Consider the following 26,621-nt stretch of genomic DNA (forward strand, 5'->3'; position numbering starts at 1 on the left):
GGCGAAATTGGTAGACGCACTGGATTTAGGTTCCAGCGCCGCGAGGTGTGAGAGTTCGAGTCTCTCCGTCCCCACCAATCGATATTCGGGTATCTGAATATTTGATTGAAGTAGAGGATTGGTGTAATGGTAGCATGACGGTCTCCAAAACCGTTCGTCAAGGTTCGAATCCTTGATCCTCTGCCAAAGTTTGAAAGAAATCCAACACTAAGTTGGTACCCTGATGGGGACGTGGCGAAATTGGTAGACGCACTGGATTTAGGTTCCAGCGCCGCGAGGTGTGAGAGTTCGAGTCTCTCCGTCCCCACCATCATATTAAAGCAAGGCTAATGCCTTGCTTTTTTATTGCTCAAGATTTCTCAAAAAAGAAAAGCCCATCGAAATGGGCTGAATAAATGGAGAATAGTGCTACTGAATCAGTGGAGAAATTAATTTATTTTTCTACTCCTAAATAGAAGCAATCAGGCTTTCAAGTGGTCTTCAAATTCCTCACCTAGTTGTAATGCCAAGGCATTGCCTGCCAGATCACAGGTGACCAAGCCATATTCTTTCTTAAAGCTGAAACTGAAACCACGATCATCTGCCAGCGTACGTACCGAATATCCCAATTTTTCTAACCATAGTCGAAATGCAATCAAATTTTTAGCTTTAACCACTTTTTTCACGAGATCACTCCTTCATCATTGTTAAATGTTAAATAAGGGTGAAAAATAATGTTTTAAAGGGCATTTAACCTTATTTAAATTAATTTAAATGAATTTGTATATATAGTGAACATTGTGTGAGTAAGAAAAAATCAATTTAAGCTTTAAGTAAATGATTTTTATAATATTGAAGATGTTGTAACTAAATATTAAGTTTTTAAATAAGATAGAAATATATAATTAATTTTATAATTCAATGGTTTATATCTTAGATGATCTGTTTTTTAAATTTTTCCTATAAGGTCAAAATAAAAAATTAGCCATAAAATGAAAATATTTCTTCTCATTAATTCAATCCATTCAAAAATACTGGTTGATGATTTTCTGCCCTTTAGTCCGGTTTTACATGTTTTATACTGGCATAAATATAATTCTTAGGCTGAGTTCCCGCACCATGACTGAAGTAACCATTGAACAGTATGTAAAACAGCAAATTGAATTGATGCAGCAGCAAGGAATTGATCCGGTTGCTGTAATGTTGGGACATGAAGACTGGTTGAATTTTAGTGTTCAGTCGAAAGTGGCCTATACGCCTTTTGGGAGTGCCCGTCGTTATCAACCTGCTTTAGGTGGTTTGCTGCTGGTACGTATTGATGAAATGCAGGCGGTGCGTGTGGTTAATCAAGAGGAACTGGATACCTATGCACAAAGCAACCAGATTCTTTAATTTTACTTATTGGTACATAAGCTCTCAGTTCCGGTAAATAGAACTCAAGCACTAAGTTTCTGCTCTCGCATAGCATCATTAGGGGCGACATAACCAATGTTACTCTTAAAATTTGGCGACTTTATTGGTATGTCATTATGTAAAGGGGGATATTTTTATTTTGGAGCAACCATATATTTCTACTAGTGGCTTATAAATTTAATTTAAGAGAATCACCAGTACATTGAATGAAATAATTTATTTTCATTTTTAACAAGTCGCCAACAGCATAGAGGATTTTAATAACTTAAATTTAGTAAACGATGTAATTAACTACATCCTTTGCAAGATTGTGAGAACTCATATGGAAATTTCACATTTAGATCATTTGGTTTTGACTGTTGCCGATATAGGTAAAGCGTGTAATTTTTATAGTCAGGTTCTTAATTTTGAGGTTGTTTCTTTCGGAAATGATCGCAAAGCATTAAAGTTTGGACAGCAAAAAATAAACTTACATCAGGCTGGAAATGAATTTGAGCCTAAAGCGAGGCATCCCACAAAAGGATCTGCTGACTTATGCTTTATCGCGAAAACCCCATTAGCTATGGTTATTGTGCATTTAAATGATCTTAATATTCATATTGAAGAGGGGCCGGTTCAACGTACAGGTGCTATTGGAAATATCATGTCTATATATATTAGAGATCCTGATGATAATTTAATAGAAATAGCTAACTACCTTGACTAGTTTTTATTTAAGAATACTAAAATGAATATAATACACCTGATATAAATCCAAACATTTGAAGCTATGATTTGAATGTTCATTCATTTTTAAATTTTTATCCGCTTATTGATATTACTGCAATATTTTTAAGTGACTTGCTGATATATTTGAGGTTTGTTGATCTCTAAAAAATCTTCGGGTTTACCCAAGTCTTTGAAATCAAATTTACGATACAAGCCATGAGCATCAGCCGTTGCTAAAAGAATGCGTCTTAAATTCTCTGAGCCACTTTTATCTAAAAGAGTCTTTATGATTACTTTAGAGTAGCCTTTACCACGAAATTCAGGTTTAACATAAATATCCGCAAGATAAGCAAATGTTGCATAGTCTGTAATGGAACGACCAAAGCCGATGAGCTGATCTTCCGCTAATAATCCAACCACTAAAGAGTTTTTAATTGCTTTTTGAACGACTTCTTTTGGAATATCTTTAGACCAATAGGTGGTTTTTAAGAAATGATGAACTTTATCTAGATCAATCTCATTTTTATTATCTGTTATTCTAATATTTTCCATAACCGGACATTCCATTTCGCTACCTTCCTTTGATTTTATAAATATAGTTAAACTTATTATTTCTATAGGATTATTTCTAGGACAAGTATTTTATATCCCCGGGGTAATCATAAGAAAGAAAATGGCTCAGTAATCTCTTTTTAGGTAAATGTCCAATAGATTCCACCTTATATAAAAGTGATACGAGCCCTTCAAGCACACATTATGCAGTGCCAATGATTAAATAGTATTGATCTAAAGATTAATTTTTAACTTTGGATTGAATTTAAAATTCATCCTTTAAGGTTCTTAAATGCTGAAATTCCTTCACGCTCTCTGCACGAAGAAAAGGATTGGTTTGCAATTCAATTTCAATACTGCTTGGTAGCGTACACTGGCCTAGCATACGTAAACGCTCGATCTGCTCGAAGCGTTCCAGAATTTCAGGATTATCTGGTTCGACGTGTTTGGCAAACTGTGCATTCGACAAGGTGTATTCATGAGTGCAATACACCTGCGTGCGCGGCGGCAAGGCAGCCAGACGAGACAGTGAATGATACATCTGTTCAAACGTTCCTTCAAAAACCCGGCCACAACCCATAGCAAATAAAGTATCGCCGCAGAACAGTACATCAATTGCATCAATAAAATAGACAATATGGCCGAGTGTATGCCCAGGTACAGCAATCACCTGAATATCTATTCCATGAAAATTAAACTGTTCTTCATGCTCAAGTGGATGGGTGATAAACGGAATTTTGCTTAGTTCTGCCCGTGGGCCATACACAGGCAGATTTTTCCCCTGGATTAACCCCGGCACACCGCCAATATGGTCTTTATGCCAGTGCGTCAGCCAGATTTGACTTATGATCAAATCGTGCTCGGCACAATAGGCGTGTACCAAGTCTGCTTCAGTTGGGTCAATCACGGCCACCTGATGTGACACGGTATGTTCAAGTAACCAGATATAATTTTGCAGTGAATTCTGGACATCAATACAGTGAATTTTAAAAGGCATCATAGCGCATCACATCAAATCAAAATTAGGAATAAAGTAGCATAATTTCAGGTATTCTGGAGTTGCTAGATAGTATCTGTTAAACCAGAATGACTTCCATGTATGCTGAATAGAAAGATATAGAAAAATCAAGATTCAGGAGCATCAATGCTCACCGCATTACCAATAGTATAAAAATGCCCACCGGCTACATGATGAATACTTTTCCATTCTTCATCCACTTCATGATAATGCCAGTGGCCGTCGCGGAAGACCCGATCATCGGCATAGGCTGCAATCACCTTGCCAATAAACAGGTCATGCATTTGCTGGTTATGCGGCTCGGGAATCAGTTCGCAAAGTATCCAGGCCGCACAGCCTTGTACTACAGGAATATCTGCATCAGGAAAATGAAATAGTTCTACTCCGGATTGTGCCAGTTTGTCCGGCACATCATACAGGCTCTGTGTGCCCAGATAATAGACCATATTCAGCTGTTTCAGTGTCGGAATTTGCAGAGCAAAATAACCTGAATTTTCAATAATATTTCGGGTTTTGGTGCTTTTGTCCAGCACCACGGTCACTTTGGCAGGACTGAATTCCAGTGCACATGCCCAGGCCGCTGCCATGACATCTGTATCCTGCTGGTCTTGAGCAGATACCAGTACAGTAGGGCCATGGGTAATCAGACGATAAGCTTTTTCTAAGGGAACACTTTGAAGATGGGAGTTTGTCATGCAGCACCATTTGCTCTATTTATTTAATAGGCTAGATTAATGAGATCATTAACATATTCAAGTTTATTCTTGCAAAAAAGCTTTTAAACTAGAGATCGTGAATTCAGGAATTCAAAAAATGAAAATGTACCAAGTCGATGCGTTTACTACAGAATTGTTTAAAGGCAATCCAGCCGCCGTGATTGTACTGGAGGATTGGCTCGAAGATGAGCTGATGCAAAATATCGCACTGGAAAATAATCTGTCTGAAACAGCTTTTGTTAAAGTGATGGATAACGAGAATTATGCCATTCGCTGGTTTACCCCAACCAGGGAAGTGGATTTTTGTGGTCATGCGACATTGGCCAGCAGTTTTGTATTATTCAATCAGTTTGGTACAGGGAAAAAGATTCATTTTCATGTGAAAGATTTAGGCATTTTTGTGGTCAGTCAGGATGCAGATGGCAAGATCAGAATGAATTTTCCAATCCGTCGTGCAGAGCCAGTTGCTGAATATCCTGAAGCTTTAAGACATGCTTTGAGCAAACCGTTTAAACAGGTTTATCTGAATGCACAGGGCTATATTGTTGAATATGGATCGGTACAGGATGTGCTGGAGGAAACGCCTGATTTTGAACTGCTTAAACAGTTGAATGGTAAGCGTACAGCCATTACTGCTCAAAATACCTGTTTAGATGTCGCAATTACTTCACAAGATACGCAATACGACTGTATTTCACGTTATTTTGCACCGAGTAATGGCATCAATGAAGATCCGGTAACCGGTTCGATTCACACCGGAATTGCCCCGCTGTGGGCCGAAAAACTGGGTAAAAATGAACTGGTCGCCTATCAGGCATCAGCACGTGGTGGCGTACTGTATTGTGCCTTGCAAGATCAGGAGCGTATTGAAATTTCAGGTTATGGAAAATTATATATGCAGGCAGAAATTTATATTTAATGACATAGATATACATGTCGTCAGGTGAGGCGGCATGTTATTTTGATGGTTCGGCTTGGAATAGGCTATTTGGTAAAAGAATCATTTCCCAAGATGAGCATGAATAAAAATTTACCTTTATAATTTGGATGAATAATGTTGCTACGTTATAAAAATTTAAGTCTGGCTATCATATTGTCTGGCTGTAGTGTGCTGAGTTTTGCACAACCTGTGTTAGTGAAAAGTGAACAAAATGTTGAAGAATATCGACTAGATAACGGACTACGTATTATTCTGGCTCCGAATGATAAAGAAAATAAGATTTTTATGAATACGGTCTATCTGACCGGTTCCCTGAACGATCCTCAAGGTAAGGGCGGACTGGCCCATCTGCTGGAACATTTGGCCTTTAAAGGTACAGAAAATGTCAAAGGGGATGAGTTCCAGCGCCGACTGGATCAATACACCTTGATGACCAATGCCAGTACCGACTATTACTCGACCAAATATACCAATGTGATCCGTCCTGAAAAAACAGCATTAAGTGAAGTCATTTTTCTGGAAGCCGAACGCATGGACAAGCTGGTGCTTCAGGAAAAATATGTACCGACTGAAATTGATATTGTAAAACGTGAGCGTGAAATCCGGCTGGACCAGCCATTTTCGGTATTGATCGATCAGGTATTTAAATCGGCCTATGGTAATCAGTATTTAGGCCGTTTGCCGATTGGTGATCTGAATGAACTGCAATCTATCAATATGCAGGAATTAAACCGTTTTTACCGTCAATGGTATGCACCGAATAATGCCTTTATGGTGATTTCGGGCAAGTTTGACAAGGCAGAGGTATTAAAACAGCTGGATACGCATTTCAGTCCGATTCAGTCCCGAAATGTACCGGCGCAAGTGAAAGTGCCGGCGCTTAAACCCGAGCAGATCAAACAGCGTGAATTTACCGTGCGAAAAGGTAGTGATCTGGCAAGGTTTAATATTTATTTAAACCAATCAGAAGAAAACATTAAAACGGCTTTGGCTGTTTCGCCAACGCTCTATACTTTGCAGCCAAGTGGGCATCTCTATCAGAGTATGGTGGAAACTGGGAAGTCAACAGCGGTGCAATCCAGTACCTGGCTTGATAAAGACTTCAATCTGGTGTTTATGGGGGCAATCTATGCCCCGAATCATCAGCCACAGGATATTGAACAGGGGCTGATTCAGGGAGTAGAAAAGAACCAGCCTTTTACTCAGGCAGAACTGGATCGGGCTAAAAATCTGACCCGGAATCAGGCAGATAATATTAAAAGTAGTGCGACTGCTTTGGGTTCACGTTTAAGTGATTATGCTGTGACGTATTCGGGTGACTGGAGCAAGTATTTTAAAGATCTGAATGCAATTCAAAGCCTGAGTGTGAATCAGGTCAATCAGGACTTTAAGAACTTCTTTAAACCTGAATACCGTATTTCTGGCAATATCTTACCTACACCGGAAGATCAGAAGAAAGCACAAGAACTTGCACAAACAGAAGCACCGGCAAAAACCCTGGATCAGCAGGTGCAAGCAGAAGAGCCACTGAAAGATGTCAGTGTCTATCAGGCTGAAGTAAAAAAATATATACAGCAGTCCAAACAGTATTTGCATAGTAAAGACAAACAGATTCAGCGTGGCAAGTTAAAAAATGGCATTAAATATGCGCTGTTTCCGACCACTACACGCGATGATAAAGTCTATGCCACAATTTCTCTAGATTTTGGTACTGCACAAAGCCTGATGAATAAAGGCGAGATTCTGGATCTGACGGCTTACTTATTGTTACGCGCATCAAAAGACCAGAGTCTGCAGCAGATTGCCGATAAAATTATTGAGGTAGGTGGTTCTGCGACTGCCAGTGCATCCAGTAATGGCCTGACCTTGCAAATCAGCGCTAAAAAAGAAAAGTTTGAAGAGTTTTTCCAGTATGTGGTTGATGTGCTGAAAACCCCTACATTTGAGCAAAGCCAGTTTGACTTGATCAAGGGGCAAATTTTATCCAGCCTAGATCGTCCTTATACCGAACCAGATACGGTGTCGAGCTTGACGATGGCCCGAACGATCGAGATCTATCAGCCTGGCGATCTGCGTTTCCATTTCGAGCCGGAACTGGCCAAAAAACAGTATCAGAAAGCGACTCGCGAACAGGTTGTGGCACTGTATCAGCAGTTTTTAAAAACCCAGCATGCGCAAATTGCGGTTACAGGCGAATTTAATCCGAAATCGATGCAAAATGTACTGAAAAACAGTTTTTCAGACTGGAAAGCTACACAGCCTTATGAGCGTCTGAAATCGGAATATCGAAGCTATCCAGCCCAGAAAATTCATGCTTTGTCCGAGCAGCGTGAATTCGGGAGTTATGAGGCATTCATGAGCATGCCGGTCGGCGCAGATCATGCCGATGCACCTGCATTACAGGTACTTCGTTATATTCTGGGTGATTCACAGTTATCGTCACGACTGGCACAAGAGCTACGTGAGAAAAATGCACTAGTCTATGGTTTTAGTGCGGATGTGCAACTCGATGAATGGGCAGATGTGGGCGCCATGATGATTAGTGCCAATTATACGGCTGGAAAATCCGCACAGGTTTCCCAAGCAGTGCATAAGGTACTCAATGAACTGCTGACACGTGGCGTGACTGAACAGGAAGTCGAAGCGGCAAAAGCCAGTATCTTAAAACAGCGTTTAACTGCACTTGAAGATGATCGTCGTATTCATACTATGCTTATCCCACAGCTGGAAAAAGACCGTAATCTGGTTTACCGGGAAAAACGTGATCAGGCGATTGCTAAACTGAATAAAGCTGATATTGATGCCATGATTAAAAAATACATCAAGCCGGACCAGCTGGTTGAAGTGATGGCCGATCAATATGGGAAGGAAGTTAAAAAATCATAGTGTTAATCAAAAAATCCCCTCAAGTGAGGGGATTTTTTATTTATTTGAGCTTTATGTTCTAGATTGCTCTATGGCTAAAAACAATCCCTTCAGTTATGCTTGCAAGGATAGATAGGGGCAGACTCCAATCAGATGCAATAAGAAGAAAAATCAATATTCCACCACCAATCAAAGCTGAACAGAAAGCAATATCTCGATCAAAAGAATGATGGATCACCATTTGATAATAATAAGACGTTATCCAGCTTGAAATAATATTGAGTAAAATACAAAGTCCTTTGCCTGAAGGCGTATTTAGACTGGGATCTGTTATCCAACTTAACATGTCCTCATTCACTCAAAGTCGATAAAAACGTTTAGCATTTTCATAAAAGATCGGCTTTAACGCGTTTTCATCATAGTCCTGAACAATATCGCTAAAGGCATCAATAATGTTGGTGAGTGAGCTGCTGACACTGTCCATTGGGAAGTTGGATGCAAACATCACGCGCCCAGACCCAAAGCAGTATAAAGCATGCTGGATCAGGGGTGCGGCACATTCGACTAATTCCTGTTTAGTTGCCAGCCGTTTTTGCGTGTGAAAATCATGTCCCAAGACTGGCATAAACAGACCAGACATTTTGGTCGATACATTTTTGCATTCGGCCAGTTCTGCCAACTGATATTTCCAGTCTGCAAATATCTGGGTGTGATCTTGTTTGGTCTTACCTGTAGCTTTGCCCACCTTGCCAAATAAACCTGCGGGCGTACCAAGATGATCTAGCACGATGGGCGTTTCAGGAAAGGCTTTGGCTAGCGCAGTAACATCTGAAATCTGGGTAGAGTACACCCAGGCATCAAAGCTTAAATCTTGCGTGGCCAGTTCTTCAAAGCCCTTCAGGAAATCTGTGTTGCGATATAGATGCGGTTCATCGGTCCAGGCATGAATCCCTTTATCTGGATGTACCGCAGCCATTTTACGGATGCCGCGAAATTTGGGAGAAGTTTCGCGATGCAATTCAATTAACTGTTTGAAATTTTTCTGCCGTGGATCTGCCGTGGCGACGATTCCACCTAACCGGATATTATACTGATCAAAAGGAAGTCCAGCGATGAAACGGGTTTCATCCACCACGCCTGTGCCTTTATGGTCATGCCAGCTGGCTTCAACATGCACAACTTGCTCTACTTCATAATGTCCTGCATCTCTCTTGTAATTTGCAGGCAGGTAGGGTGCAGTCAGGTGCTGGGTCAGGCCAATGGTCTCAATGACATCTTTGGGTTTTAACAGTCGAACCATCTTGTCCAGCAATCTAGGATGTTTGTCAAACAGCTTGACCGCGAGTGCTGCTGCATGTGGGGTGTTGTACGGATCCCATTGGTGAATATGTGGGTCAATGATCGGGAAGGGAAGTTGCTGCATGCTATACCTTGTTTTAGTTTATTTATTATTCAACTTATATAGGACAAAAATCATTTCAAAGTCAATATGATAAATTACAGTAAATAAAAAAAGCCCCGCAGGGCTTTTCATATTTTAATCAATGATCGTGCTTGTGATCATGGTTATGCTTGTTGGCATGAAACTCTTCATTGTGACGGAAACGCAAATAGTTTTCGAACTGTTCACAGTATTCATCATAGTTATCTTCCAGCATCATTTGAAATTGCTGCAAGATATAAGACATGACCTGATCTTTGGCATCACGCATCTCGTTGCCATCTTTAAAATTATTTGCTGCCACCCAGGTATTGAAACGGGCAGTACCAAATAACATCGCTGCACTGACTTGACCGCGCTTATCGCTTGGTTTTTCCTGTGAGCCTTTTTCTACGCGACAAAACTCGTTGGCTTGTTGAATAAATTCATCAGCACGTTCAAAGAATGCCGCATTTAACGCTTCTTCTTCGGTTACATCGGTTGCTTCAATCTTTTGAACCATGAATTTGTTCCTAACACTAAAATCTCAATCGCTAATTATAGGCAAAGCCTTGCAGAAACTAAACCTTTGCCTTAATCTAAAAAATAGCCTAAGCATATAAAAGTGAATGCCATGCAGGATGCGATTGCGGTACAAAGTTTAAAAAGTGATATTGCCTTATTGCGCCAGAATATCTGGCCACCGGCAAATCTGGCCAATGTTGAAGGCTTGCCGATTTATTATGGCAGCCAGTCACAGGTAGATGAATACTATAGTCAGTGGCTCGGTCTGATTGAAAGGGCACAGGATCTGTTTCAGCCTTTTATGGAAGATGAAATCTTGGATGCGATCCATTTGCCGAGCCATTTAAACCTGCCGCTATTTTACTTTCATGTTGACCGGATCCGGATCAATAAAACCCGTGCCAAAGAATCCAAAACTTTTCGTGGGGTCACCAGCCTGATCGAAAAATGCGGCCAGTTCGAACCCGAGCAGGTTACTGCCATGCGGCAGTGGCTGGATAGTGACGATACCGCAGCATTAGTGGCACACCGTGAATTTGTTGATCTGCGCACTTATGTATTTCAGCATGGTCAAAGTGAATATACGCGCACCCGTTTTTACGTCAATGGGATTGTACTGAGTGTCGAGCCACATTTTGAGCTGATCGATGCACGCGATAAGCCACGCAAGCAGCGTAGTGACAGTTATAACGATCCTCTGGCAGACAACCATATCTGGAAAGTATTCGGCAAATATCGGTAGAGCAGTGACCGAGCCCGTCTTACCAGAAGGGCTTGGTATTTTCGGCAAACTGCTGTAAACGTTCTGCTGCTTCGCTCGACAAACGCTGTTGCTCCGCGCTTATCCAGCCCAGCACAAACCAGGCCTTGCCCTGTTGTTTGACGTAAGGTCTGAATAGCTCTTGGGCTACAAATACGTCATTATAATGCCCCAGACTTTCCTGTAAGGGCTTTAAGGCTTTCAAATAAGCTTTCACCTCTTTTTCGGGAAATAAGCTTTGCAGGAATTCTACATTATAGCGTAAGCGCTTGACCCGTTTGCGTGTCCGATGCCGGGATTCAATATCCAGTTCCTGATAGTTCTTGGCATCCTCACAGATTTGCTGATGCAGCTTGCTCAGACCTTTACGTAATATCTTATGAGAAGACCGGGTCTTGTCCTGCATTTCCTCCAGGCTAAAACAGAGCAGTTGCAGCATTAATGTTACGGTAGCAGGACTTCTGAACAACGCACTAATATCAGGCGGTTTTTGTGAGTGTGGCGGCAATTTCAATAGGGGGGAACCTGCTTTTTCCAGTTGTGGAATCAGACTTTCTGTCAGAGCATCTCGATCTCGGGTAGAACCGAGCTGCTGGAAAATATCCCGCAGCTGTTCCTGCCATTCAGGCTGCACATGCTCGGTCACGGACTGGAAAATTTTAAATGCGCTGCGCAAACGCCGAATCGCGACACGTGCCTGATGCACATGATCACTATTATAAGTCTCGGCTGCAATTGCAGTAGCATTGGGGAAAAGATGAGCCAGGCAATTGGCAACAATCTTTTGCAAAATCGTGCTGATTTGGTCTTTCTGTTCAAGCACTAAGGGAAGTTGATACTGAACCGGAAGATTCTCTTCCTCCTGTAACAAGGTATAGCCGCGTTCCGATTTGCTCCGGGTATCTAGCCATAAAGCATAACGTTGTACCCAAGGCTGAATGAAATCAATTAATTCACTCAATTGACCAGATTTAAGCTCAAATTCAACCTCATAAATATCAATGGTTTGATTATTGTGGCGAATTTCACCGACATCAAAAGCAATTTCAATCTGGCTGTCCAGATGGCTTTCTGTGAGTACATATCGCGCGACATCTGTTTCAAATTGCAGAATGAGGGGCGTCTCCAAATCACCAAGCGCCTGTTTTAGGATTTTTTTGGCCGGTTTATGTTTGCGGTATAACTGAAAGTCACAATGTTCAGGAGGGCTTTTTAACTCATGTTCAAGTTCAAAACGTTCAAAGTGGTGTTCAGTCGCTGCTTTCAGTGTCTGAATCCATTGCTGGTCTTCCAGACGTTGTCGGAGTGCAATCTGATGTTGTTGTAATTGCTGTGTCTCAGTGTCAAAGTATCTGGCACACAAGCGATGCCGAGTCGGCTGAAGTTTCTGAATGTCCTGCTCAAATTGTACCCGGGACTGGGGTGGGATCTGAAATTTGAGTTCTATTTCTGCCATCGGGTTATTCCTCCGCGATGTTGGGTTTACAGATTAATATAGCCCAAAGATTAGCAAGGTTGTGATGTGCTTCTGCAACAAAAAAAGCACACTACAGAAGGTGTGCTTAAGCTATTTCTCGTGAAATTTATTTCAATATAATTATTTTAAAAATTTACGGCTCACCAGGAACTGTTCGGTCGCTTCAAGCAGTTTCTGGGCATAAACCTCCTGTTTGGCAGTCAACCACCCCAGAACAAACCAGTCACTCGCTTCCAGCTCAGTTTGCTGAATATAGACCGCCGAAGATGCCAAGGTTTGATATTCATCGGCTGCCAGTTGTGCATCATTCAGTGCTTTGCTGTATTTTTGCAAATTTTTGACGTCATAGATTGTGGTTAAAATCGGAAAGCTGAATTTAAGCTCCTGAATCCGGCCAGCCAATTGATCCAGACTATCAAAATCCGTGATGTCCGTCTGGTTCATCTGTTCCTGTAAAGCCTTATATTGCTGTTGCAAGGTGGTTTGTGCCGCAGTTTTTAAATCCGGAGAAGCATGCTCATTTTCACTTAAACTGAACATCAGCAATTCCAGATAATGATGCACATTCTGGGTGGACTTGACCAGATTGCCCAGTTTCTCCTGAGCATAAAGAATATCTTTAGTCAGGTTTTCTGTGGTAGTGGGATTTTGCAGGAAGCCCGCCAGGCTATTTTGCATATGCTGTAAATGTTGCAGGTGCTCAAATTGCTGCTTAAAAGCCGCCAGCTGATGTGCCCATTTGTCGGAAAGCTGAGGATGCCAGTCTTTGAACAGCAGCAGGGTCAGATGCAGCTGATCCAGTGCCAGTTGTGCCTGATCAATATGTTCCTGCTCTGCAATCTGATCCGCGATTGCCGCAATATTTGGTAATAAATGCTGCATCTGCTGTGCAATCAGACTGCACATGGTTTTACTGGCACTGTCTTTTTTACTGATCTGGAATTCTTTGCTGAGAGTCGCAGGACTAACCCGCTGTGAAGCAGCCAATAAATTACCTATTTCGGCCTTGCTGCGGACATCGAGCCAGAGCTGGTATTTCTTGACCCATTCAAAACTAAAAGCCAGCAGATGCTGAATGGAACCATTCTTTAGCTCGAACTCGACTTCATGTACCTGTTGCTCGGCATGCTGTGTGCGAATCTGTCCAATATCCAGACTAACTTCAACCTGCGTGTCTTCATATTCAATCACCCTTAAAGTACGGGAAATGTCAGTTTCGAACTGTAGCTGCAGATCATCAAACTGGTCGCCAAGCGCATTGCTGAGAATTGCCCAAGCTTCGGGATATTCATTGTAAATATCTAGATTCAATTCTGGAGGTGTAGCGAGTTCTCCTAAGTTATGATTATGTTCAAAACGCTCGATATGGCTTTTGCCGACCGCTTTCAACGTTTGCACCCAATATGTGCCTTCCAGACGTTGACGCAGTGCTACTCCGTGCCGGGCCAGTTGGCGGTCAGCAGTATCATAATATTTCGCTTGAAGCTGGATCTGTTGAGACTTTTTCGGATCAAGTGCCTTGAGCAGCGCAGTGCGTCGTGCCGCAGGAATCTGGAACTTGAGTTCAACTTCAACCATGAGAATCATCCTATCTGTTCAGTATAAGCATGCACTGAATCTTCACTTGAATAAGGTTATGAAAAGGCGGACAGCAGCCGTACTTATAGTTTTGATGTGCGCGTAGCAGATTGTAACCAAAATCAAAATACATGTAAGACTTGACCTGAACATAAAAATTTTGAACAGAAGTTTTAAGATTCATTTTTATTGGTTCGTATGGGCCTCAAATAATAGTGATCAGGGTGTCCCGAGGACATTCGAAAAGCAGAGAAGTACAGATTTAAAAAACTGTTATTTGGCTAAAATATACGCTAAGGTAAAACAAAAACGTCAGGATGATGAGCAATGAATGTACAAGTACAACCAGAAAGAAATAACGTGGTCGCGGTTCAGCCACAGATGCCAATTACAAATTATCATGAATTTTATCGCTTCTATTTGACCGAGCATCGACATATTGTCAGTCGCCGTCTGCATGTGGCAGGCAGTAGCATTGGACTATACTGTTTTGCCAAAGCCATTCGCCAAGGCAAGCCTAGATATTTTGCCTATGGGCTGCTGTCTGGTTATGCCTGTGCCTGGGTTGGTCATTTTATTTTTGAGCGCAATAAACCGGCCAGTTTTAAACAACCGCTATATAGTTTTATCTCGGACTGGAGGATGTTTGCAGATGTTCTACGTGGCAATATCAGTCTGCTTGACCAAAAACACGATAAGATTTCCAGTTGAGCGAGACATACGTTCATCGGAATGTGTGCGTTTAAAGCATGAAATTTCGATAAAAGACTTGCAAGTCTAGATTTATTATTCTAATAATTGTGTTATTGCTGATACAGCTTTTTGATCAAACGTTATATTTTAATGAATACATCAGTTTTCCAAGCCTGGAGCGACCTTCTCCAGGCTTTTTTTATATTTCTTTAATAATAATTAAATTACAAATACTTAATTAAAATTTTGCCTCAATGGTTGTAGACGAAAACGTGTGGACTTGAACCGAAAGTAAAAGAACCCATCTGGCTTTGAAACATCTCTTTTTTATAAATCAATACTTAAAAATGCAAGGTAGCGAATGTGAGTAACACAGTTAATTATTTTTTGCTTATTTTTATTTCTAAGCTTTTTAAGCTAATTTCTGCCGATCGGGCTATCTCTGAAGATATAGGGACATTTGAAATTTAACGGATCAAGTGTTCTAAATACCTGTAAATTTGTTGCTGTTCAGGCTTGAAAATAGCAGGACTGCGGAAATCAAACCCAGTTATGCCTATAATAGAGCCATCCTAGCAAGTGGCGAGCAAGATGCGCGGTTTATATTTAATTACCAATGATGATCCCTTAGAGCTTTTGTTGGCAAAGTTAGAAGGTGCCATGGCCAATGGTGGTGTTGCGGTCTTGCAATATCGTCGTAAAAAAGTGGCGAAAGAAGATCAAATTTACGAAATCGAGTATATGAAAGCCATGTGTGCTGAATATGGTGTACCTTTCGTGATTAATGATGATCTTGAAATGGCGGTTAAATACGGCGTGGGTGTGCATTTGGGCCAGGATGATGGTTCTATTGTCGATGCTGTAGCACGTTTGCCTAAAGGCGTGTTGATTGGCCGTAGTTGTAATAACTCACTTGAGCTGGCTGAACAGGCCATTGCTGATGGTGCAAATTATGTGGCATTCGGCGCAATCTATGCTACTGACAGTAAGCCAGAAGCCGGTAATATTGGTCTGGAAACCTTAAAACTGGCCAAAGAGAAATTAAATGTACCTTTATGTGCCATCGGCGGTTTAACGGTTGAAAATTCTAAAGAAGTCATTGAGTCAGGTGCGGATTATTGCGCGGTGATTAGTGATATATTGGGACTACCTATGAATGCCATTCCTGAACGTTTAGATGAATGGTCTGCGCTTTTTCAAGCTACAGCATAAAATTTTTTGATTGATTTAATTTTGAGTCGAGTGCCTTCATGAGCTTATCTCCAAAGCAAGAACAACTGTTCAAACAAGCCAATAAACACATCCCGGGTGGTGTCAATTCACCTGTACGTGCATTTAATGGAGTCGGTGGTACACCGGTCTTTATCGAAAAAGCCCAAGGTGCGTATCTCTATGATGTAGATGGCAAGCGTTATGTGGACTATGTAGGTTCATGGGGGCCGATGATTCTCGGCCATGCGCATCCGGCGATTATTAAAGCGGTTCAGGATGCTGCAGTAGACGGTTTGAGTTTTGGTGCGCCCACAGTTCATGAAACCACACTGGCAGACATTATCTGCGAGATCATGCCATCGATTGAGCTGGTTCGCATGACCAACTCAGGTACAGAAGCGACCATGACTGCGATCCGTCTGGCGCGTGGCTATACTGGCCGTGACAAGATTGTAAAATTTGAAGGCTGTTATCACGGTCACTCCGATTCATTATTGGTAAAAGCCGGTTCAGGCTTGTTGACCAGTGGAGAAGGGGAAGCGACGTCTGCAGGTGTTCCGGCGGATTTTGCCAAACACACCTTAACCCTTCCATATAATGACATCGCCACTTTAAAAGAATGCTTTGCCAAATTTGGTTCAGAAATTGCTGGCGTGATTGTTGAGCCAGTCGCAGGCAACATGAACCTGGTGAAACCAATTGATGGTTTCCTGCAAGCGATTCGTGATGTCTGTGATGAACATGGTTCAGTGTTTATTATTGATGAAGTGATGACAGGTTTCCGTGTTGGGCTGGGTGGTGCGCAAGCATATTACGGCGTAACTCCGGATTTAACCACATTGGGTAAAATTATTGGTGCAGGTCTGCCAGTGGGCGCTTTCGGTGGTAAGCGTGAAGTGATGGAATGTATTGCACCACTGGGTAAAGTATACCAAGCAGGTACGTTGTCGGGTAATCCGCTGGCGATGCGTGCCGGGATTGAGATGTTTAAACATCTGCGTGAACCAGGTTTCTACGAGAAACTGTCTGCTCAACTTGAGAAGCTGCTGGTTGGCTTGCAAGCTGCTGCGGATGACGCAGGCATTCCATTCAAGACACAACAGGTTGGTGGAATGTTTGGTCTGTACTTTACCGACCAGGAAGACATCACCAGCTTTGATTCGATGTTGAAATGTGATGTCGATGCTTTCCGTAAATTCTTCCATGGTATGCTCGATCGTGGCGTAAACCTTGCACCTTCAGCATTTGAAGCCGGCTTTATGTCAGCAGCACATTCTGATGAAGATATCGAATTTACCATTCAGGCCGCAAAAGAAACTTTTGCTGAGATGAAAGGATAAATTTTAATTTTTTAAATCCTCCCTAACCCTCCTTTTAAAAAGGAGGGAACCTCAACTGAATAAATAAAGTTCCCCTCTTTACTAAAGAGGGGTTAGGGGAGATTACATTTAAAATTCGAGACTATTTTTCATGAAAACCAAACATTATTTGACTTTAAGTGATGCGGAATTTTTATTAGATGCAGCGCACCAATATGCGATGCAGAATAGCTTTAATGTCAGCATTACTGTAGTGGATGAAACCGGTAATTTGCTGGTAATGAAGCGTATGGATGGCGCAGCACCAATGACTGCAAATCTGGCGATTGAAAAAGCCAAATGCTCTGCCATGAGTCGCCGTCCATCCAAGCTGTTTGAAGATATTATCAAAGGCGGACAGATGGGTTTTCTGACCATGGAGACTTTCTCGGGGATGCTAGAAGGCGGTGAACCAATTCTGTACCAAGGGCAGTTGGTCGGTGCGATGGGCGTGTCAGGTGTAAAGTCATTTCAGGATGCAGAAATTGCGCAGGTAGCGATTGAGAGGTTTTTGGTGAAGTTTTCCTAATTTTTAATAAACCTTTACCAGTTAAATAAAATAAATTAATTTTGATTGGTATATAGATAAGAATGGAACGCAAAAAAAGATATTAAAAAACCTAAGTCGGTAGGCTTGGGTTTTTAATATAAATTAAGGGTTTGACTTACATTGGATGAAAAAATAGAGTTTTGTATTTCTTGTATGATGTTTTTTAGAAAATTTTAAAATAGATTGTTAAATAATCATTTAATTCCAGTCAGGATAAAAGTATTCAAATAAAGAACCTTTTATTATTTTACCAATCTTTAGTCACTTCTTCCGGATAACCTCGTTTAAAATGATGTCTCCATGGATAAGCTGTCGATCCATCTTCTAGTTTTATGCGTGATGTTGAACCCAGATTCTTCGCTGGACTGCCAACATAAATTGAATCTTTTTCAGTGATACCTTTTACACAACTGTGAGCACCTATTAAGCAACCTTCAGATATTATGGCACCTGGTAAAATAACACTCATCGTGCATATAGATACAAAGTCTTCAACAGTTACTCCCATCTGTATCTCACTTGGTGGGTAGGGATCATTTGTTAAAACCACGTAGGGGAAGATCCAGACAAAATTTCCAATTTTACTATGTTGTCCAATATGCACATTGCTATGAAAACGGACATAATCACCAATTTCACAATGTCCCTGTAAATCACACAAAGTTCCTATTTGCAGGTTCTTACCAGCTAAAACTTTTTCTCTGACAGTTACTCTGTGACCTGTTATGAGTCCATCACCAAATACAGACCCTTCATAAAATATACTATGGGATCTAATGTGTGAATTTTTACCTAAGACTAGTTTTTGACCTTCTGATAAGTGATTATCCACTCCTAATTCACAAAAGGCACCGATAAAAGAATCATCACCAATTTCAACATTGTCATAAATTATAGTATTGGCACCTATCGTAATGTTCTTACCCAAAATAGCTTTCTCTGAAATAATGGCTGTTGGATGTATTGAATTATTCATAATTAATAAAATCTCAACTAATAAGCAGCACATATTAAAAAACTAAATTTGCGAATTGAGTAATTAACAAAAATGATCGCTATAATTCTTATATTTCATACTCAATATTTTCTAGTTTTTGACTTCCTTTAAAATAGTAGGTATTTAAGGGTAAATAATCATCTACTTTTACATATCTACAAAACTCTATTTTCATTTAATAGAAAAAAATTTTATGCGAAATTAATTTAAAAAAAAGGAATACTAATAACCATGAGATTATTACCACACAGTCTATGCTTTCTGCCTGTGCGCTTGCCAATAATGCCATCAAAACCAGCCGGTTATTCGAGTAAGAGACTTATCGGCTTAAGCAGTATGCGGGTTAGGGTAGATTGTTTAACTTAAATAACTCACCTGTAATAAAAATCAGGAGAGTGCACTTTAGAATTTCTAGAAACTATTTTGGCTTTAACTTTATTTTTGGTAAATTTAAACCGTAATACAATGAAAATAAACGGATTAAAGTGCAGGTAATTATAGCAATCCAAATACTATAAGTAGATGAAATAACACCACTTGAACCTAAAACTTCAATTGCAGCACCTATCATCGCAGCACTTGCATAGATTTCTTTCGTAAATATAATCGGTGTACGTCTGCATAAAATATCCCGCAGGCATCCTCCACCCACCGCACTTATGCAGCCCATGATAATTGAAAGTTGTACGCTACCGGTATGAGCATAAGTCTTATTTGCCCCAAAGGCTGCAAAAAATCCCAATCCCAAGGCATCAAATAATAAAGACGCTTTATCTAAAGAATAAACTATATTTTGAAATAAAATACTGAGTAGGAATGCCAGAAATATTGCAATGAAATATTCTTCATTAATGAGGCCTGAGGGAGGTGTGGCGGAAAGGCATAAATCTCGAAGAACGCCTCCACCAATTGCAGTAATAGCAGTTAAAGAGAATATCCCAAAAATATCATATTTTTTTTGTATACCTAGCATTGCTCCACTTAAGGCAAAAACAAAAGTTCCAGCTAAATCAATATAGTGAAGTAAAATATCCATAGGCTTTAAGATTTACTATATGTCGGTAATTGACGGTTTTTTTATGTGGCTAGCGTTTTTAGAATATTTTTGATCTTATAGTGTTAATCAGAAATTTATTAATTTATATAATTTAGGCTAGCATACAGCAATGTTGTACGAAGCTAAATAGAAGTTCTCTCATGCTATACCCAATGCCCAAAAAAATCCAACTTGCGCCATCTCAAGCCAAATGGCAGCTATCATCGACACAATCGGTGCTGGTACTGGTGGGACTGCAAAATATAAGGATGATGTCAGGCATAGAGAGCAGTGATCTTATGGCTAACCTGATCCAGACCAGCAATAAAGCCAAAGCACTGGACATTCCTGTTGTCGATCTCTATGGCGATGACCTGATACAGGGCATGCAGCAACTCGGCGAATATGCCTCAACTCATTCGCAGCTGATTTTTGCCGGGCAAGTGACGCCGATGCTGAAACAGATATTACCGCATCTGCAAAGCGTGACTGAGCAAATATGTATTATCGATGATGCCATGTTGATGTCCAGTCAGGAGCAGCATATCCAGTGGATCGAGAATATCTCGGCACAAGGCTTGCATCACATGAACAGCTATAGCCTGACGCGATTATGGAACTTGAGTGCGCCGTCAGAATATATATTGTCCAGCAAAGGCATCATGCTAGCAGTGGCTGAACAGCTAGATATGGATGCACTGGATATTGATCCCCATGTCGACCTCAGACAGTATGGACTGGATTCGGTTGCAGTGGTCAGTCTGGTTGGTATATGGCGTGCCAATGGTGCAAATATCCGTTATGAAGATGTACTACAGTATCCATCTTTGCATGCGTTGGTAGGCTTCATTCTACAATCCTCCGCTTGATGGACTATGATTGAGCATTTTTATGCGCTAAATCGGAAATTTCATCACCATTTACACAAATGCGCATTGTAATTATTGGCTAAGCTTTCTATCATTGCCGCCTTGTTTTTCGCGATCAGCCTGGGATTGAACTTTGAGTAATTTTCTAACCGAACATCTGATACATCGTGATGACGATTTCATGGTCATCCACAAACCTGCAGGTTTACTCACAGTTCCCGGTAAAACAGAAGATTTACAAGATTGCCTGATCAATCGTCTGATCAAACTAGAACCTAAAACTTTACTGATCCATCGGCTGGACCGCGACACTTCCGGTATTTTAATCTTTGGTCTGAGCAAGTGGGGACAAAAAACCATTTCCCGCCAGTTTCAGGAACGCCAGACCGATAAAACCTATCAGGCAGTCGTGGCAGGTACATTAGCAGGCGAAGGTACTGTTGAGGTGCCCGTGGTGTATGATCCAAGCCGTCCACCTTTACATATCGCAGATCCCGCACATCATAAACCGGCCATCACACATTGGCAGGCAGTTGAACATTTTGAAATTCAGGGGCAACCCGTGACCCGGGTGAAACTGACGCCAGTTACCGGTCGTTCGCATCAGTTACGTGTGCATATGCAATATCTCGGACATCCGATTATTGGCGATACTTTATATGCATCACCTGAACATCAACAGCTTAGCTCACGTCTATGTTTACATGCTGAACGTTTGAGTTTTTATCATCCTCAAACAGAGCAGCTGGTCGAATTTTATTGTCCGGCGCCATTCTAGGAAATACTTATTTATTCGACGTGAATTATGCTCACTTTTTAGTGAGCTTTATGTCAAAATACATTGCTTGAAGGTGTGGAATTTTGCTCCAATGACGTTCCGTGATTGAGCCTAATATTCATAATCTTGTACTTAAGATAAAGGTGGAAAAATTGCAGCAATTTGCTATTGGTCAACGTTGGTTATCAGATACTGAAACAGAACTCGGTTTAGGCGTTCTTATTGATGTTGATGAGCGGTCGGTCAGCATTTTATTCCCAAAAAGCGATGAAACCCGCGTCTATGCACGCAGCAATGCCCCCTTATCTCGTATCATATTTAATGTGAATGATGAATTACAGGATCAGGAAGGTGTTACCTGGACTGTTGAATCAGTAGAAGACCGTAACGGCGTGGTGCGTTATCAGGTAGTACGCACTCTTGAAGATGGCACAGAAGAACGTAAGGCACTGAATGAAACCCGTCTTGGTGCGACTATCCAGCTGTCTAGGCCTTTAGATCGTTTATTGGCCAGTCAGATTGATTATAAAGAATGGTATGACCTGCGTATTGAAGCGCTGCTGATGCAGGCCAATATGCAAAGCAGTCCACTGCGTGGTTTGGTCGGTTCGCGTGTCGGCCTGATTCCGCACCAACTCTATATTGCCCATGAAGTCGGTCAGCGTTTTGCACCCCGTGTATTGCTGGCCGATGAAGTCGGCTTGGGTAAAACCATTGAGGCAGGTCTGATTATCCACCAGCAGCTTAAAACAGGCCGGTCTGAACGTATCCTGATCTTGGTGCCAGATTCACTGCAGTACCAGTGGATGATTGAGATGCGCCGTCGTTTCAATCTTGAATTCTCGCTGTTTGATTTGACCCGTACTGCTTCGATTAAAGAACATGATCCTGATCTGAATCCATTCCTGACCGAACAAAAGATTATTGCTTCTGTCGATTTGATGGTTGACCATGAAGATCTTCGGGAGCAGGCACTTGAAGCCGGTTTTGATTTGCTGGTAGTTGATGAAGCGCATCATTTGATGTGGAGTGAAGAAGAAGGCGGCAACGACCGTTATGATCTGGTCGAAGAGCTGGCTGAACATACGCCAGGTGTATTGTTATTGACAGCGACACCTGAACAGCTTGGTGTGGAAAGTCACTTTGCGCGCCTGCGTTTGCTCGATCCGCAACGTTTTAACTCGCTGGATCGTTTCCTGGATGAAGAAGCACAATATCAGCATACGGCTAAAATTGCAGAAGTGTTAATGTCGGACATGCCGCTAGAGGCTGAGCATTTTGCTGCGATTGAGACCTTATTAGGACATCCGATTGAGGATCTTCCCGAGCAGCGTTTCCGTGCGATTCATGAGCTATTAGATCGTCATGGTACAGGCCGTATTCTGTTCCGTAATACGCGTGAAGCAATTCAAGGCTTCCCGGGACGTGACTGTCAGCCCGCACCATTGCCGGCACCAGAACACTGGTCAAAAGACGGCAAACTACGTGAGCAAATGTGGCCTGAAGAAGCCCAGCTGGATGGCTCGTGGATGGAAACTGATCCACGCGTGATGTGGTTGATGGAAAAGCTGCGTACAGATCTGAAACACAAGAAAGTATTACTGATTGCCCGAAGCGGTCCAGTGGTTGAAGCGCTGGAAAATGTGTTGCGTTTACATGCAGGTATTCGTACTGCGATGTTCCATGAAGGCATGAGTCTGCTGGAACGTGACCAAGCGGCGGCTTATTTCGCTGAAGATTCGTATGGCGCACAGATTCTCCTGTGTTCGGAAATTGGTTCAGAAGGGCGTAACTTCCAGTTTGCTTCTGATCTGATTCTGTTTGACCTGCCCGCGAATCCGGATGTGCTGGAACAGCGTATTGGCCGTCTGGACCGTATTGGCCAGGAAAACCGTATCCAGATTCATGTGCCTTATCTGGTGGGCACTGCGCAAGAGCGTATGTTCCGCTGGTATAACGAAGCCTTGAATATTTTCAGCAATATTTCACCAACTGCACAAACTCTGCAAGAAAACTTTATTGTTGCCTTGAAAGACTGTCTGCTTGCAGATAAAGATCAGGAATTTGAAGACCTGCTGGAAGAGGTCAGCGTGCAGCGTGAAGCTTTGGAAGCAGAATTGCAGCAAGGCCGTGACCGTTTACTAGAGTACAATTCATGCCGTCCAGTGGTAGCACAGGAAATTGTCAACGCGCTTGAAGATTATGATGATAATACCACTTTGCCAATGTTCATGAAGCGCTTCATGGCATCGACCAATATCGACTTTGATGAACAAAGCAATGGTACCGTGATCATCAAGCCTACCGATCAGATGCAGGTTCAAGGTTTGACTCTGGACGAGGAAGGCATGACAGCCACCTTCTATCGTGATCAGGCACAAATCCGTGAAGATGCGCAATACCTGACACTGGAACATCCATTTACTGAAAGCGTGATGGAAATGATCAATACCCAAGGCTTTGGTAGTACCAATGTAGCAGTACTAAAATCTGCGGCGTTGCCACAAGGTTCGGTATTGCTAGAAGTCTGGTTCAAGGTCGATGTGGTTGCACCGAAAGCATTGAACTTGCCATCTAGCCTGCCGCAACAGTTAATCCGTGTCTTGCTCAGTGAAAAAGGTCAGGATCTCTCCCAGAAGATTGCACCAGAAATCCTGAAGCCTTATCTACATCATTTGGATGGCAATAGCTGTCGTCAGGTGGTGAAAGCACGTCGTGATGTGATTGAAGCGCGTTATCAGCAGGCACTTGAACTGGCACGCAGTGCTTTGCCAGGCTTCAAGCAGCAAGCCAAAGAAGTGTATGGCAATAAATGGCAATATGAAATTGATCGCCTGACCTATCTGAAACAGTTCAACCCAAGTATCCGTGAAGATGAAATTGCACGTTTACAGAAATTGCAGAAAGAAGGTTTAAGCTTACTGGATGGTCTATCGGTTACGCCTGAAGCCATTCAGGTGATGGTTGTGGTTAAGCCTTAAGCTTTAAATCATTAAAAAATGCAGCTTTCGGGCTGCTTTTTTTATGGGCAAAATCCAGTTTTATTATTCTTTGTCGGAGAATGCTGGCCTGTTATTTTTCTCCTGTTTAAAATTGGCCCACTAAATAAGAACTAAAAAGCATGTCAAAAGCACTGATTACACTGGGCACAAAGACCAGTCATGGCGGCATGGTGACTGAATGTGAACCCTCTTTTTTGATTCATGGTGTTGCCGTACATTTAAATGGCATGAAGCATTATTGTCCCAAATGTCTAACTACCGTTAGCGCGATCGCTAGTGAATTGTCTGTTACTGTTCAAGGACGAGCCGTTGTCATTGCAGGAGATAAGGCCAGTTGCGGGGCGATTTTTCTACCCATGCAGCATTTGACTGTATCGCAGAAATAAGTCTGTTATTTTTCTAGAGATAGCGAGAAGTGACTTTGAGGTCATGCGTTGAGCATTTTTGTACTGCCAAATTAATACGCAGCGCATTAAGCTTGGCCTACGATTTCAGGATGAATACGCACTGCGTTTAAAAAATAATGAAGCAAGCCCTACATTTTACTCATGCCAATGGTATCCCTGCGGCAACTTACCAGAAGTTTCTGGATTATTTTCAGCAAGACTATGAAGTCAAAGCGATTCCATTTATCGGCATGAATCCGCAATATCCGATTACGCGAGACTGGCGTTATCTGGTCGATGAAGTCATTGCAGATATCGAGCAGCAGTTTTCTCAGCAACAGGTGATTGGTCTAGGGCATTCCTTTGGTGGTCTGGTAACCCTGATGGCAGCGTATCGACGTCCAGAACTGTTTTCCAAACTGGTCATCATGGATCCACCGTTTGTGATTGGAAAAAACAGCGCCATATTTGAACTGATTAAAAAGCTGAATCTGAAAAGTATCGATCGTTATACACCCGCAGGAATTACACTAAAACGCAAGGATCATTGGCCATCGAAACAGGTCGCGATTGAAGCTTTGCGATCTAACCGTCTGTTTAAAAATTTCGATGAGCAGTGTTTTGCTGATTATATCGAGAGCGGTATTCAGCCAGAATCTGAACGCGGTGGGGTGACGTTAACCATTCCCAAACAGGTAGAAGCTGAAATTTTCCGGACTGTACCCGCATGGTGGTGGAGAACGCCACGCCGAGCGCCTGAAGTGCCGATGCATCTGATTACTGCCGAGCAGAGCCAGTTTTATCAGCAGGGTTTGCCACAAGGGATGCACAAGATTTACCAGATTGATTATTCAGTGGTCGAAGGTGGACATATGTTCCCTCTTGAGCATCCAGAAGCTACTGCAAAGGTAGTCAAAGCCCAACTTGCACTTTTATGATCGGCACAAAAAAAGAGACATTGATTACGTCTCTTTTATATCCTTTTACGCCATGAAAAATTAACGTAACTGAGAGTCTTCCAGATGGCGTGCACCTTCAAGAATCATCCGAATCATGATCATAGTCTGTTCGGCAATTTCTTTGCGGTCTTCAGCGGGTATATCAATCACATTGGCACCCATGTTGAACACCAGCTGTGTAATCGCTTTGGCGGCAATGTCAGCATGTAGCAGCTTTTTATTATTCAGACGTTCCAGACGGATCAGGTCATCTTGCAGTTCTTGCTGGAAATAATTCAATTGACGCTCTACCGCCTGTTTATAAGACTTGGAGCCGGTATAACCTTCACGCAATAACAGGCTTAGATTGCCTTCATCGGCATCGAGCTGGGCAATAAAAATTTCTACAGAACTACGGATGATGCTGTTCTGGCGGGAAGCTTGCAGCCGTGCCTCATTCAAAATCTGACGCAATACAATCCCCGCACGATCTATCAGCTCAATGGCCAGTTCATCAATATCTTTAAAATGACGATAGAAACTGTTTGGGGCAATACCGGCTTCACGTGCTACTTCACGTAAACTTAAAGAAGCGATGCTTTTTTGTGGTCCAATCAGATTCAAGGCAGCCTGAAACAGCTCTTCCTTGGTAATGGTAGCCTTGCGACCGACACTCCGTACGATAATCGGCTCATCAATGCTTTTCGATTGTAGTAAAGATGCATCACTGCTTATTTTCATTGAAGGCTCGTTCATCGATAGGTTCATGCATGACATTTTATTATAACCGAGCTAGTCAAGCTTGTGAAATGATTAGAAACAATACGATTGTATATACAAATATATATACA

At 41.9% G+C, this 26,621-nt stretch carries 26 protein-coding genes and 2 tRNA genes; 16 read left to right on the forward strand and 12 right to left on the reverse strand.

What is annotated here, in order from left to right; all coding sequences use genetic code 11:
- Positions 1-112: 112 nt before the first annotated feature.
- Together VXQ92_RS14290 and VXQ92_RS14295 are read left to right on the forward strand one after the other, a co-directional pair.
- A tRNA-Trp gene (locus VXQ92_RS14290) sits at positions 113-186 on the forward strand.
- A gap of 39 nt (positions 187-225) precedes the next feature.
- Positions 226-310, forward strand: a tRNA-Leu gene (locus VXQ92_RS14295).
- A 151-nt stretch (positions 311-461) separates the two neighbouring features.
- Here the strand turns inward: VXQ92_RS14295 and VXQ92_RS14300 are convergent.
- Positions 462-665, reverse strand: a complete 204-nt coding sequence (locus tag VXQ92_RS14300; RefSeq protein ID WP_004280022.1) for a hypothetical protein — start codon at positions 663-665, stop codon at positions 462-464.
- 433 nt (positions 666-1,098) lie between these two features.
- Between VXQ92_RS14300 and VXQ92_RS14305 the strand changes: the two genes are divergently transcribed.
- Both VXQ92_RS14305 and VXQ92_RS14310 read left to right on the forward strand, forming a co-directional pair.
- Positions 1,099-1,371 (forward strand): hypothetical protein, encoded by a 273-nt coding sequence (locus VXQ92_RS14305; protein WP_416682235.1) that lies wholly within the window; start codon positions 1,099-1,101, stop codon positions 1,369-1,371.
- Positions 1,372-1,714: 343 nt separating this feature from the next.
- Positions 1,715-2,098: a VOC family protein gene (locus VXQ92_RS14310; protein WP_416682236.1), complete on the forward strand. Its 384-nt coding sequence runs from the start codon at positions 1,715-1,717 to the stop codon at positions 2,096-2,098.
- Between the two features lie 125 nt (positions 2,099-2,223).
- Here the strand turns inward: VXQ92_RS14310 and VXQ92_RS14315 are convergent, their stop codons facing one another.
- From VXQ92_RS14315 to VXQ92_RS14325, 3 genes are all read right to left on the reverse strand, one after another.
- Positions 2,224-2,652: a GNAT family N-acetyltransferase gene (locus VXQ92_RS14315; RefSeq protein ID WP_416682238.1), complete on the reverse strand. Its 429-nt coding sequence runs from the start codon at positions 2,650-2,652 to the stop codon at positions 2,224-2,226.
- Between the two features lie 265 nt (positions 2,653-2,917).
- Entirely contained in the window at positions 2,918-3,652 is a 735-nt protein-coding gene (gene gloB / locus VXQ92_RS14320; protein ID WP_416682240.1) for a hydroxyacylglutathione hydrolase, read from the reverse strand.
- Positions 3,653-3,777: 125 nt separating this feature from the next.
- Positions 3,778-4,365 carry a flavin reductase family protein gene (locus VXQ92_RS14325; RefSeq protein WP_416682242.1) on the reverse strand — a complete coding sequence of 196 codons (588 nt, stop codon included), beginning with the start codon at positions 4,363-4,365 and terminating at the stop codon, positions 3,778-3,780.
- A gap of 118 nt (positions 4,366-4,483) precedes the next feature.
- Between VXQ92_RS14325 and VXQ92_RS14330 the strand changes: the two genes are divergently transcribed.
- Positions 4,484-5,305: a PhzF family phenazine biosynthesis protein gene (locus VXQ92_RS14330; protein WP_416682243.1), complete on the forward strand. Its 822-nt coding sequence runs from the start codon at positions 4,484-4,486 to the stop codon at positions 5,303-5,305.
- 135 nt (positions 5,306-5,440) lie between these two features.
- A complete protein-coding gene (locus tag VXQ92_RS14335) occupies positions 5,441-8,212 on the forward strand; it encodes a M16 family metallopeptidase (RefSeq protein ID WP_416682245.1) in 2,772 nt (923 codons plus the stop codon).
- Positions 8,213-8,270: 58 nt separating this feature from the next.
- On the opposite strand, the gene VXQ92_RS14340 is transcribed toward VXQ92_RS14335, so the two are convergent.
- From VXQ92_RS14340 to VXQ92_RS14350, 3 genes are all read right to left on the reverse strand, one after another.
- Positions 8,271-8,537, reverse strand: coding sequence for a hypothetical protein (locus VXQ92_RS14340; RefSeq protein ID WP_416682247.1), 267 nt, complete (start codon positions 8,535-8,537; stop codon positions 8,271-8,273).
- A gap of 12 nt (positions 8,538-8,549) precedes the next feature.
- Positions 8,550-9,614: an amidohydrolase family protein gene (locus VXQ92_RS14345; RefSeq protein WP_416682248.1), complete on the reverse strand. Its 1,065-nt coding sequence runs from the start codon at positions 9,612-9,614 to the stop codon at positions 8,550-8,552.
- A gap of 118 nt (positions 9,615-9,732) precedes the next feature.
- Positions 9,733-10,134 carry a DUF3144 domain-containing protein gene (locus tag VXQ92_RS14350; RefSeq protein ID WP_004280011.1) on the reverse strand — a complete coding sequence of 134 codons (402 nt, stop codon included), beginning with the start codon at positions 10,132-10,134 and terminating at the stop codon, positions 9,733-9,735.
- Positions 10,135-10,245: 111 nt separating this feature from the next.
- Between VXQ92_RS14350 and VXQ92_RS14355 the strand changes: the two genes are divergently transcribed.
- Complete coding sequence (locus VXQ92_RS14355) at positions 10,246-10,878, forward strand: hypothetical protein (protein WP_064102159.1); 633 nt, start codon at positions 10,246-10,248, stop codon at positions 10,876-10,878.
- A gap of 19 nt (positions 10,879-10,897) precedes the next feature.
- Here the strand turns inward: VXQ92_RS14355 and VXQ92_RS14360 are convergent, their stop codons facing one another.
- Positions 10,898-12,352, reverse strand: coding sequence for a CHAD domain-containing protein (locus VXQ92_RS14360; protein ID WP_416682250.1), 1,455 nt, complete (start codon positions 12,350-12,352; stop codon positions 10,898-10,900).
- A gap of 141 nt (positions 12,353-12,493) precedes the next feature.
- Positions 12,494-13,951 (reverse strand): CYTH domain-containing protein, encoded by a 1,458-nt coding sequence (locus tag VXQ92_RS14365; protein ID WP_416682251.1) that lies wholly within the window; start codon positions 13,949-13,951, stop codon positions 12,494-12,496.
- 327 nt (positions 13,952-14,278) lie between these two features.
- On the opposite strand from VXQ92_RS14365, the gene VXQ92_RS14370 reads away from it, so the two are divergent.
- The 4 genes from VXQ92_RS14370 (at position 14,279) to VXQ92_RS14385 (ending at position 17,743) form a co-directional block, all read left to right on the forward strand.
- Positions 14,279-14,662 carry an Mpo1-like protein gene (locus tag VXQ92_RS14370; protein ID WP_416682252.1) on the forward strand — a complete coding sequence of 128 codons (384 nt, stop codon included), beginning with the start codon at positions 14,279-14,281 and terminating at the stop codon, positions 14,660-14,662.
- 573 nt (positions 14,663-15,235) lie between these two features.
- Positions 15,236-15,856 carry a thiamine phosphate synthase gene (gene thiE / locus VXQ92_RS14375; RefSeq protein ID WP_064095883.1) on the forward strand — a complete coding sequence of 207 codons (621 nt, stop codon included), beginning with the start codon at positions 15,236-15,238 and terminating at the stop codon, positions 15,854-15,856.
- A 38-nt stretch (positions 15,857-15,894) separates the two neighbouring features.
- Positions 15,895-17,196: a glutamate-1-semialdehyde 2,1-aminomutase gene (gene hemL, locus VXQ92_RS14380; RefSeq protein ID WP_416682254.1), complete on the forward strand. Its 1,302-nt coding sequence runs from the start codon at positions 15,895-15,897 to the stop codon at positions 17,194-17,196.
- Between the two features lie 130 nt (positions 17,197-17,326).
- Positions 17,327-17,743, forward strand: coding sequence for a GlcG/HbpS family heme-binding protein (locus tag VXQ92_RS14385; RefSeq protein WP_144724420.1), 417 nt, complete (start codon positions 17,327-17,329; stop codon positions 17,741-17,743).
- A 268-nt stretch (positions 17,744-18,011) separates the two neighbouring features.
- Here VXQ92_RS14385 and VXQ92_RS14390 read toward each other — a convergent pair whose 3' ends face one another.
- Together VXQ92_RS14390 and VXQ92_RS14395 are read right to left on the reverse strand one after the other, a co-directional pair.
- A complete protein-coding gene (locus VXQ92_RS14390) occupies positions 18,012-18,740 on the reverse strand; it encodes an N-acetyltransferase (protein WP_416682256.1) in 729 nt (242 codons plus the stop codon).
- 439 nt (positions 18,741-19,179) lie between these two features.
- The gene (locus VXQ92_RS14395) at positions 19,180-19,797 is read right to left on the reverse strand and encodes a trimeric intracellular cation channel family protein (protein WP_416682258.1); all 618 of its coding nucleotides are present in this window, start codon (positions 19,795-19,797) and stop codon (positions 19,180-19,182) included.
- Positions 19,798-19,958: 161 nt separating this feature from the next.
- Between VXQ92_RS14395 and VXQ92_RS14400 the strand changes: the two genes are divergently transcribed.
- The 5 genes from VXQ92_RS14400 (at position 19,959) to VXQ92_RS14420 (ending at position 25,770) form a co-directional block, all read left to right on the forward strand.
- Positions 19,959-20,666 carry a phosphopantetheine-binding protein gene (locus VXQ92_RS14400; RefSeq protein WP_416682260.1) on the forward strand — a complete coding sequence of 236 codons (708 nt, stop codon included), beginning with the start codon at positions 19,959-19,961 and terminating at the stop codon, positions 20,664-20,666.
- Between the two features lie 133 nt (positions 20,667-20,799).
- Complete coding sequence (locus tag VXQ92_RS14405; protein WP_416682261.1) at positions 20,800-21,444, forward strand: RluA family pseudouridine synthase; 645 nt, start codon at positions 20,800-20,802, stop codon at positions 21,442-21,444.
- Positions 21,445-21,587: 143 nt separating this feature from the next.
- Positions 21,588-24,425, forward strand: coding sequence for an RNA polymerase-associated protein RapA (gene rapA, locus VXQ92_RS14410; RefSeq protein WP_416682263.1), 2,838 nt, complete (start codon positions 21,588-21,590; stop codon positions 24,423-24,425).
- A gap of 140 nt (positions 24,426-24,565) precedes the next feature.
- On the forward strand, positions 24,566-24,832 hold the full coding sequence (locus VXQ92_RS14415) for a PAAR domain-containing protein (protein WP_064101962.1): 267 nt from the start codon (positions 24,566-24,568) through the stop codon (positions 24,830-24,832).
- A 137-nt stretch (positions 24,833-24,969) separates the two neighbouring features.
- Positions 24,970-25,770: an alpha/beta fold hydrolase gene (locus tag VXQ92_RS14420; protein WP_416682265.1), complete on the forward strand. Its 801-nt coding sequence runs from the start codon at positions 24,970-24,972 to the stop codon at positions 25,768-25,770.
- Between the two features lie 60 nt (positions 25,771-25,830).
- Here VXQ92_RS14420 and fabR read toward each other — a convergent pair whose 3' ends face one another.
- Positions 25,831-26,511: an HTH-type transcriptional repressor FabR gene (fabR, locus tag VXQ92_RS14425; RefSeq protein ID WP_144723920.1), complete on the reverse strand. Its 681-nt coding sequence runs from the start codon at positions 26,509-26,511 to the stop codon at positions 25,831-25,833.
- Between the last annotated feature and the right edge of the window lie 110 nt (positions 26,512-26,621).

This window comes from Acinetobacter sp. 228, assembly GCF_048147885.1.

Coding starts and splice junctions, on each gene's coding strand:
- VXQ92_RS14420 (WP_416682265.1), top strand. CDS start 24,970: ATGAAGCAAGCCCTACATTTTACTCATGCCAATGGTATCCCTGCGGCA.
- VXQ92_RS14365 (WP_416682251.1), bottom strand. CDS start 13,951: ATGGTTGAAGTTGAACTCAAGTTCCAGATTCCTGCGGCACGACGCACT.
- VXQ92_RS14325 (WP_416682242.1), bottom strand. CDS start 4,365: ATGACAAACTCCCATCTTCAAAGTGTTCCCTTAGAAAAAGCTTATCGT.
- VXQ92_RS14370 (WP_416682252.1), top strand. CDS start 14,279: ATGAATGTACAAGTACAACCAGAAAGAAATAACGTGGTCGCGGTTCAG.
- VXQ92_RS14330 (WP_416682243.1), top strand. CDS start 4,484: ATGAAAATGTACCAAGTCGATGCGTTTACTACAGAATTGTTTAAAGGC.
- VXQ92_RS14310 (WP_416682236.1), top strand. CDS start 1,715: ATGGAAATTTCACATTTAGATCATTTGGTTTTGACTGTTGCCGATATA.
- VXQ92_RS14385 (WP_144724420.1), top strand. CDS start 17,327: ATGAAAACCAAACATTATTTGACTTTAAGTGATGCGGAATTTTTATTA.
- VXQ92_RS14400 (WP_416682260.1), top strand. CDS start 19,959: ATGCTATACCCAATGCCCAAAAAAATCCAACTTGCGCCATCTCAAGCC.
- VXQ92_RS14355 (WP_064102159.1), top strand. CDS start 10,246: ATGCAGGATGCGATTGCGGTACAAAGTTTAAAAAGTGATATTGCCTTA.
- VXQ92_RS14350 (WP_004280011.1), bottom strand. CDS start 10,134: ATGGTTCAAAAGATTGAAGCAACCGATGTAACCGAAGAAGAAGCGTTA.
- fabR (WP_144723920.1), bottom strand. CDS start 26,511: ATGAAAATAAGCAGTGATGCATCTTTACTACAATCGAAAAGCATTGAT.
- hemL (WP_416682254.1), top strand. CDS start 15,895: ATGAGCTTATCTCCAAAGCAAGAACAACTGTTCAAACAAGCCAATAAA.
- thiE (WP_064095883.1), top strand. CDS start 15,236: ATGCGCGGTTTATATTTAATTACCAATGATGATCCCTTAGAGCTTTTG.
- VXQ92_RS14345 (WP_416682248.1), bottom strand. CDS start 9,614: ATGCAGCAACTTCCCTTCCCGATCATTGACCCACATATTCACCAATGG.
- VXQ92_RS14415 (WP_064101962.1), top strand. CDS start 24,566: ATGTCAAAAGCACTGATTACACTGGGCACAAAGACCAGTCATGGCGGC.
- gloB (WP_416682240.1), bottom strand. CDS start 3,652: ATGATGCCTTTTAAAATTCACTGTATTGATGTCCAGAATTCACTGCAA.
- VXQ92_RS14390 (WP_416682256.1), bottom strand. CDS start 18,740: ATGAATAATTCAATACATCCAACAGCCATTATTTCAGAGAAAGCTATT.
- VXQ92_RS14340 (WP_416682247.1), bottom strand. CDS start 8,537: ATGTTAAGTTGGATAACAGATCCCAGTCTAAATACGCCTTCAGGCAAA.
- VXQ92_RS14360 (WP_416682250.1), bottom strand. CDS start 12,352: ATGGCAGAAATAGAACTCAAATTTCAGATCCCACCCCAGTCCCGGGTA.
- VXQ92_RS14335 (WP_416682245.1), top strand. CDS start 5,441: ATGTTGCTACGTTATAAAAATTTAAGTCTGGCTATCATATTGTCTGGC.
- VXQ92_RS14305 (WP_416682235.1), top strand. CDS start 1,099: ATGACTGAAGTAACCATTGAACAGTATGTAAAACAGCAAATTGAATTG.
- VXQ92_RS14395 (WP_416682258.1), bottom strand. CDS start 19,797: ATGGATATTTTACTTCACTATATTGATTTAGCTGGAACTTTTGTTTTT.
- VXQ92_RS14315 (WP_416682238.1), bottom strand. CDS start 2,652: ATGGAAAATATTAGAATAACAGATAATAAAAATGAGATTGATCTAGAT.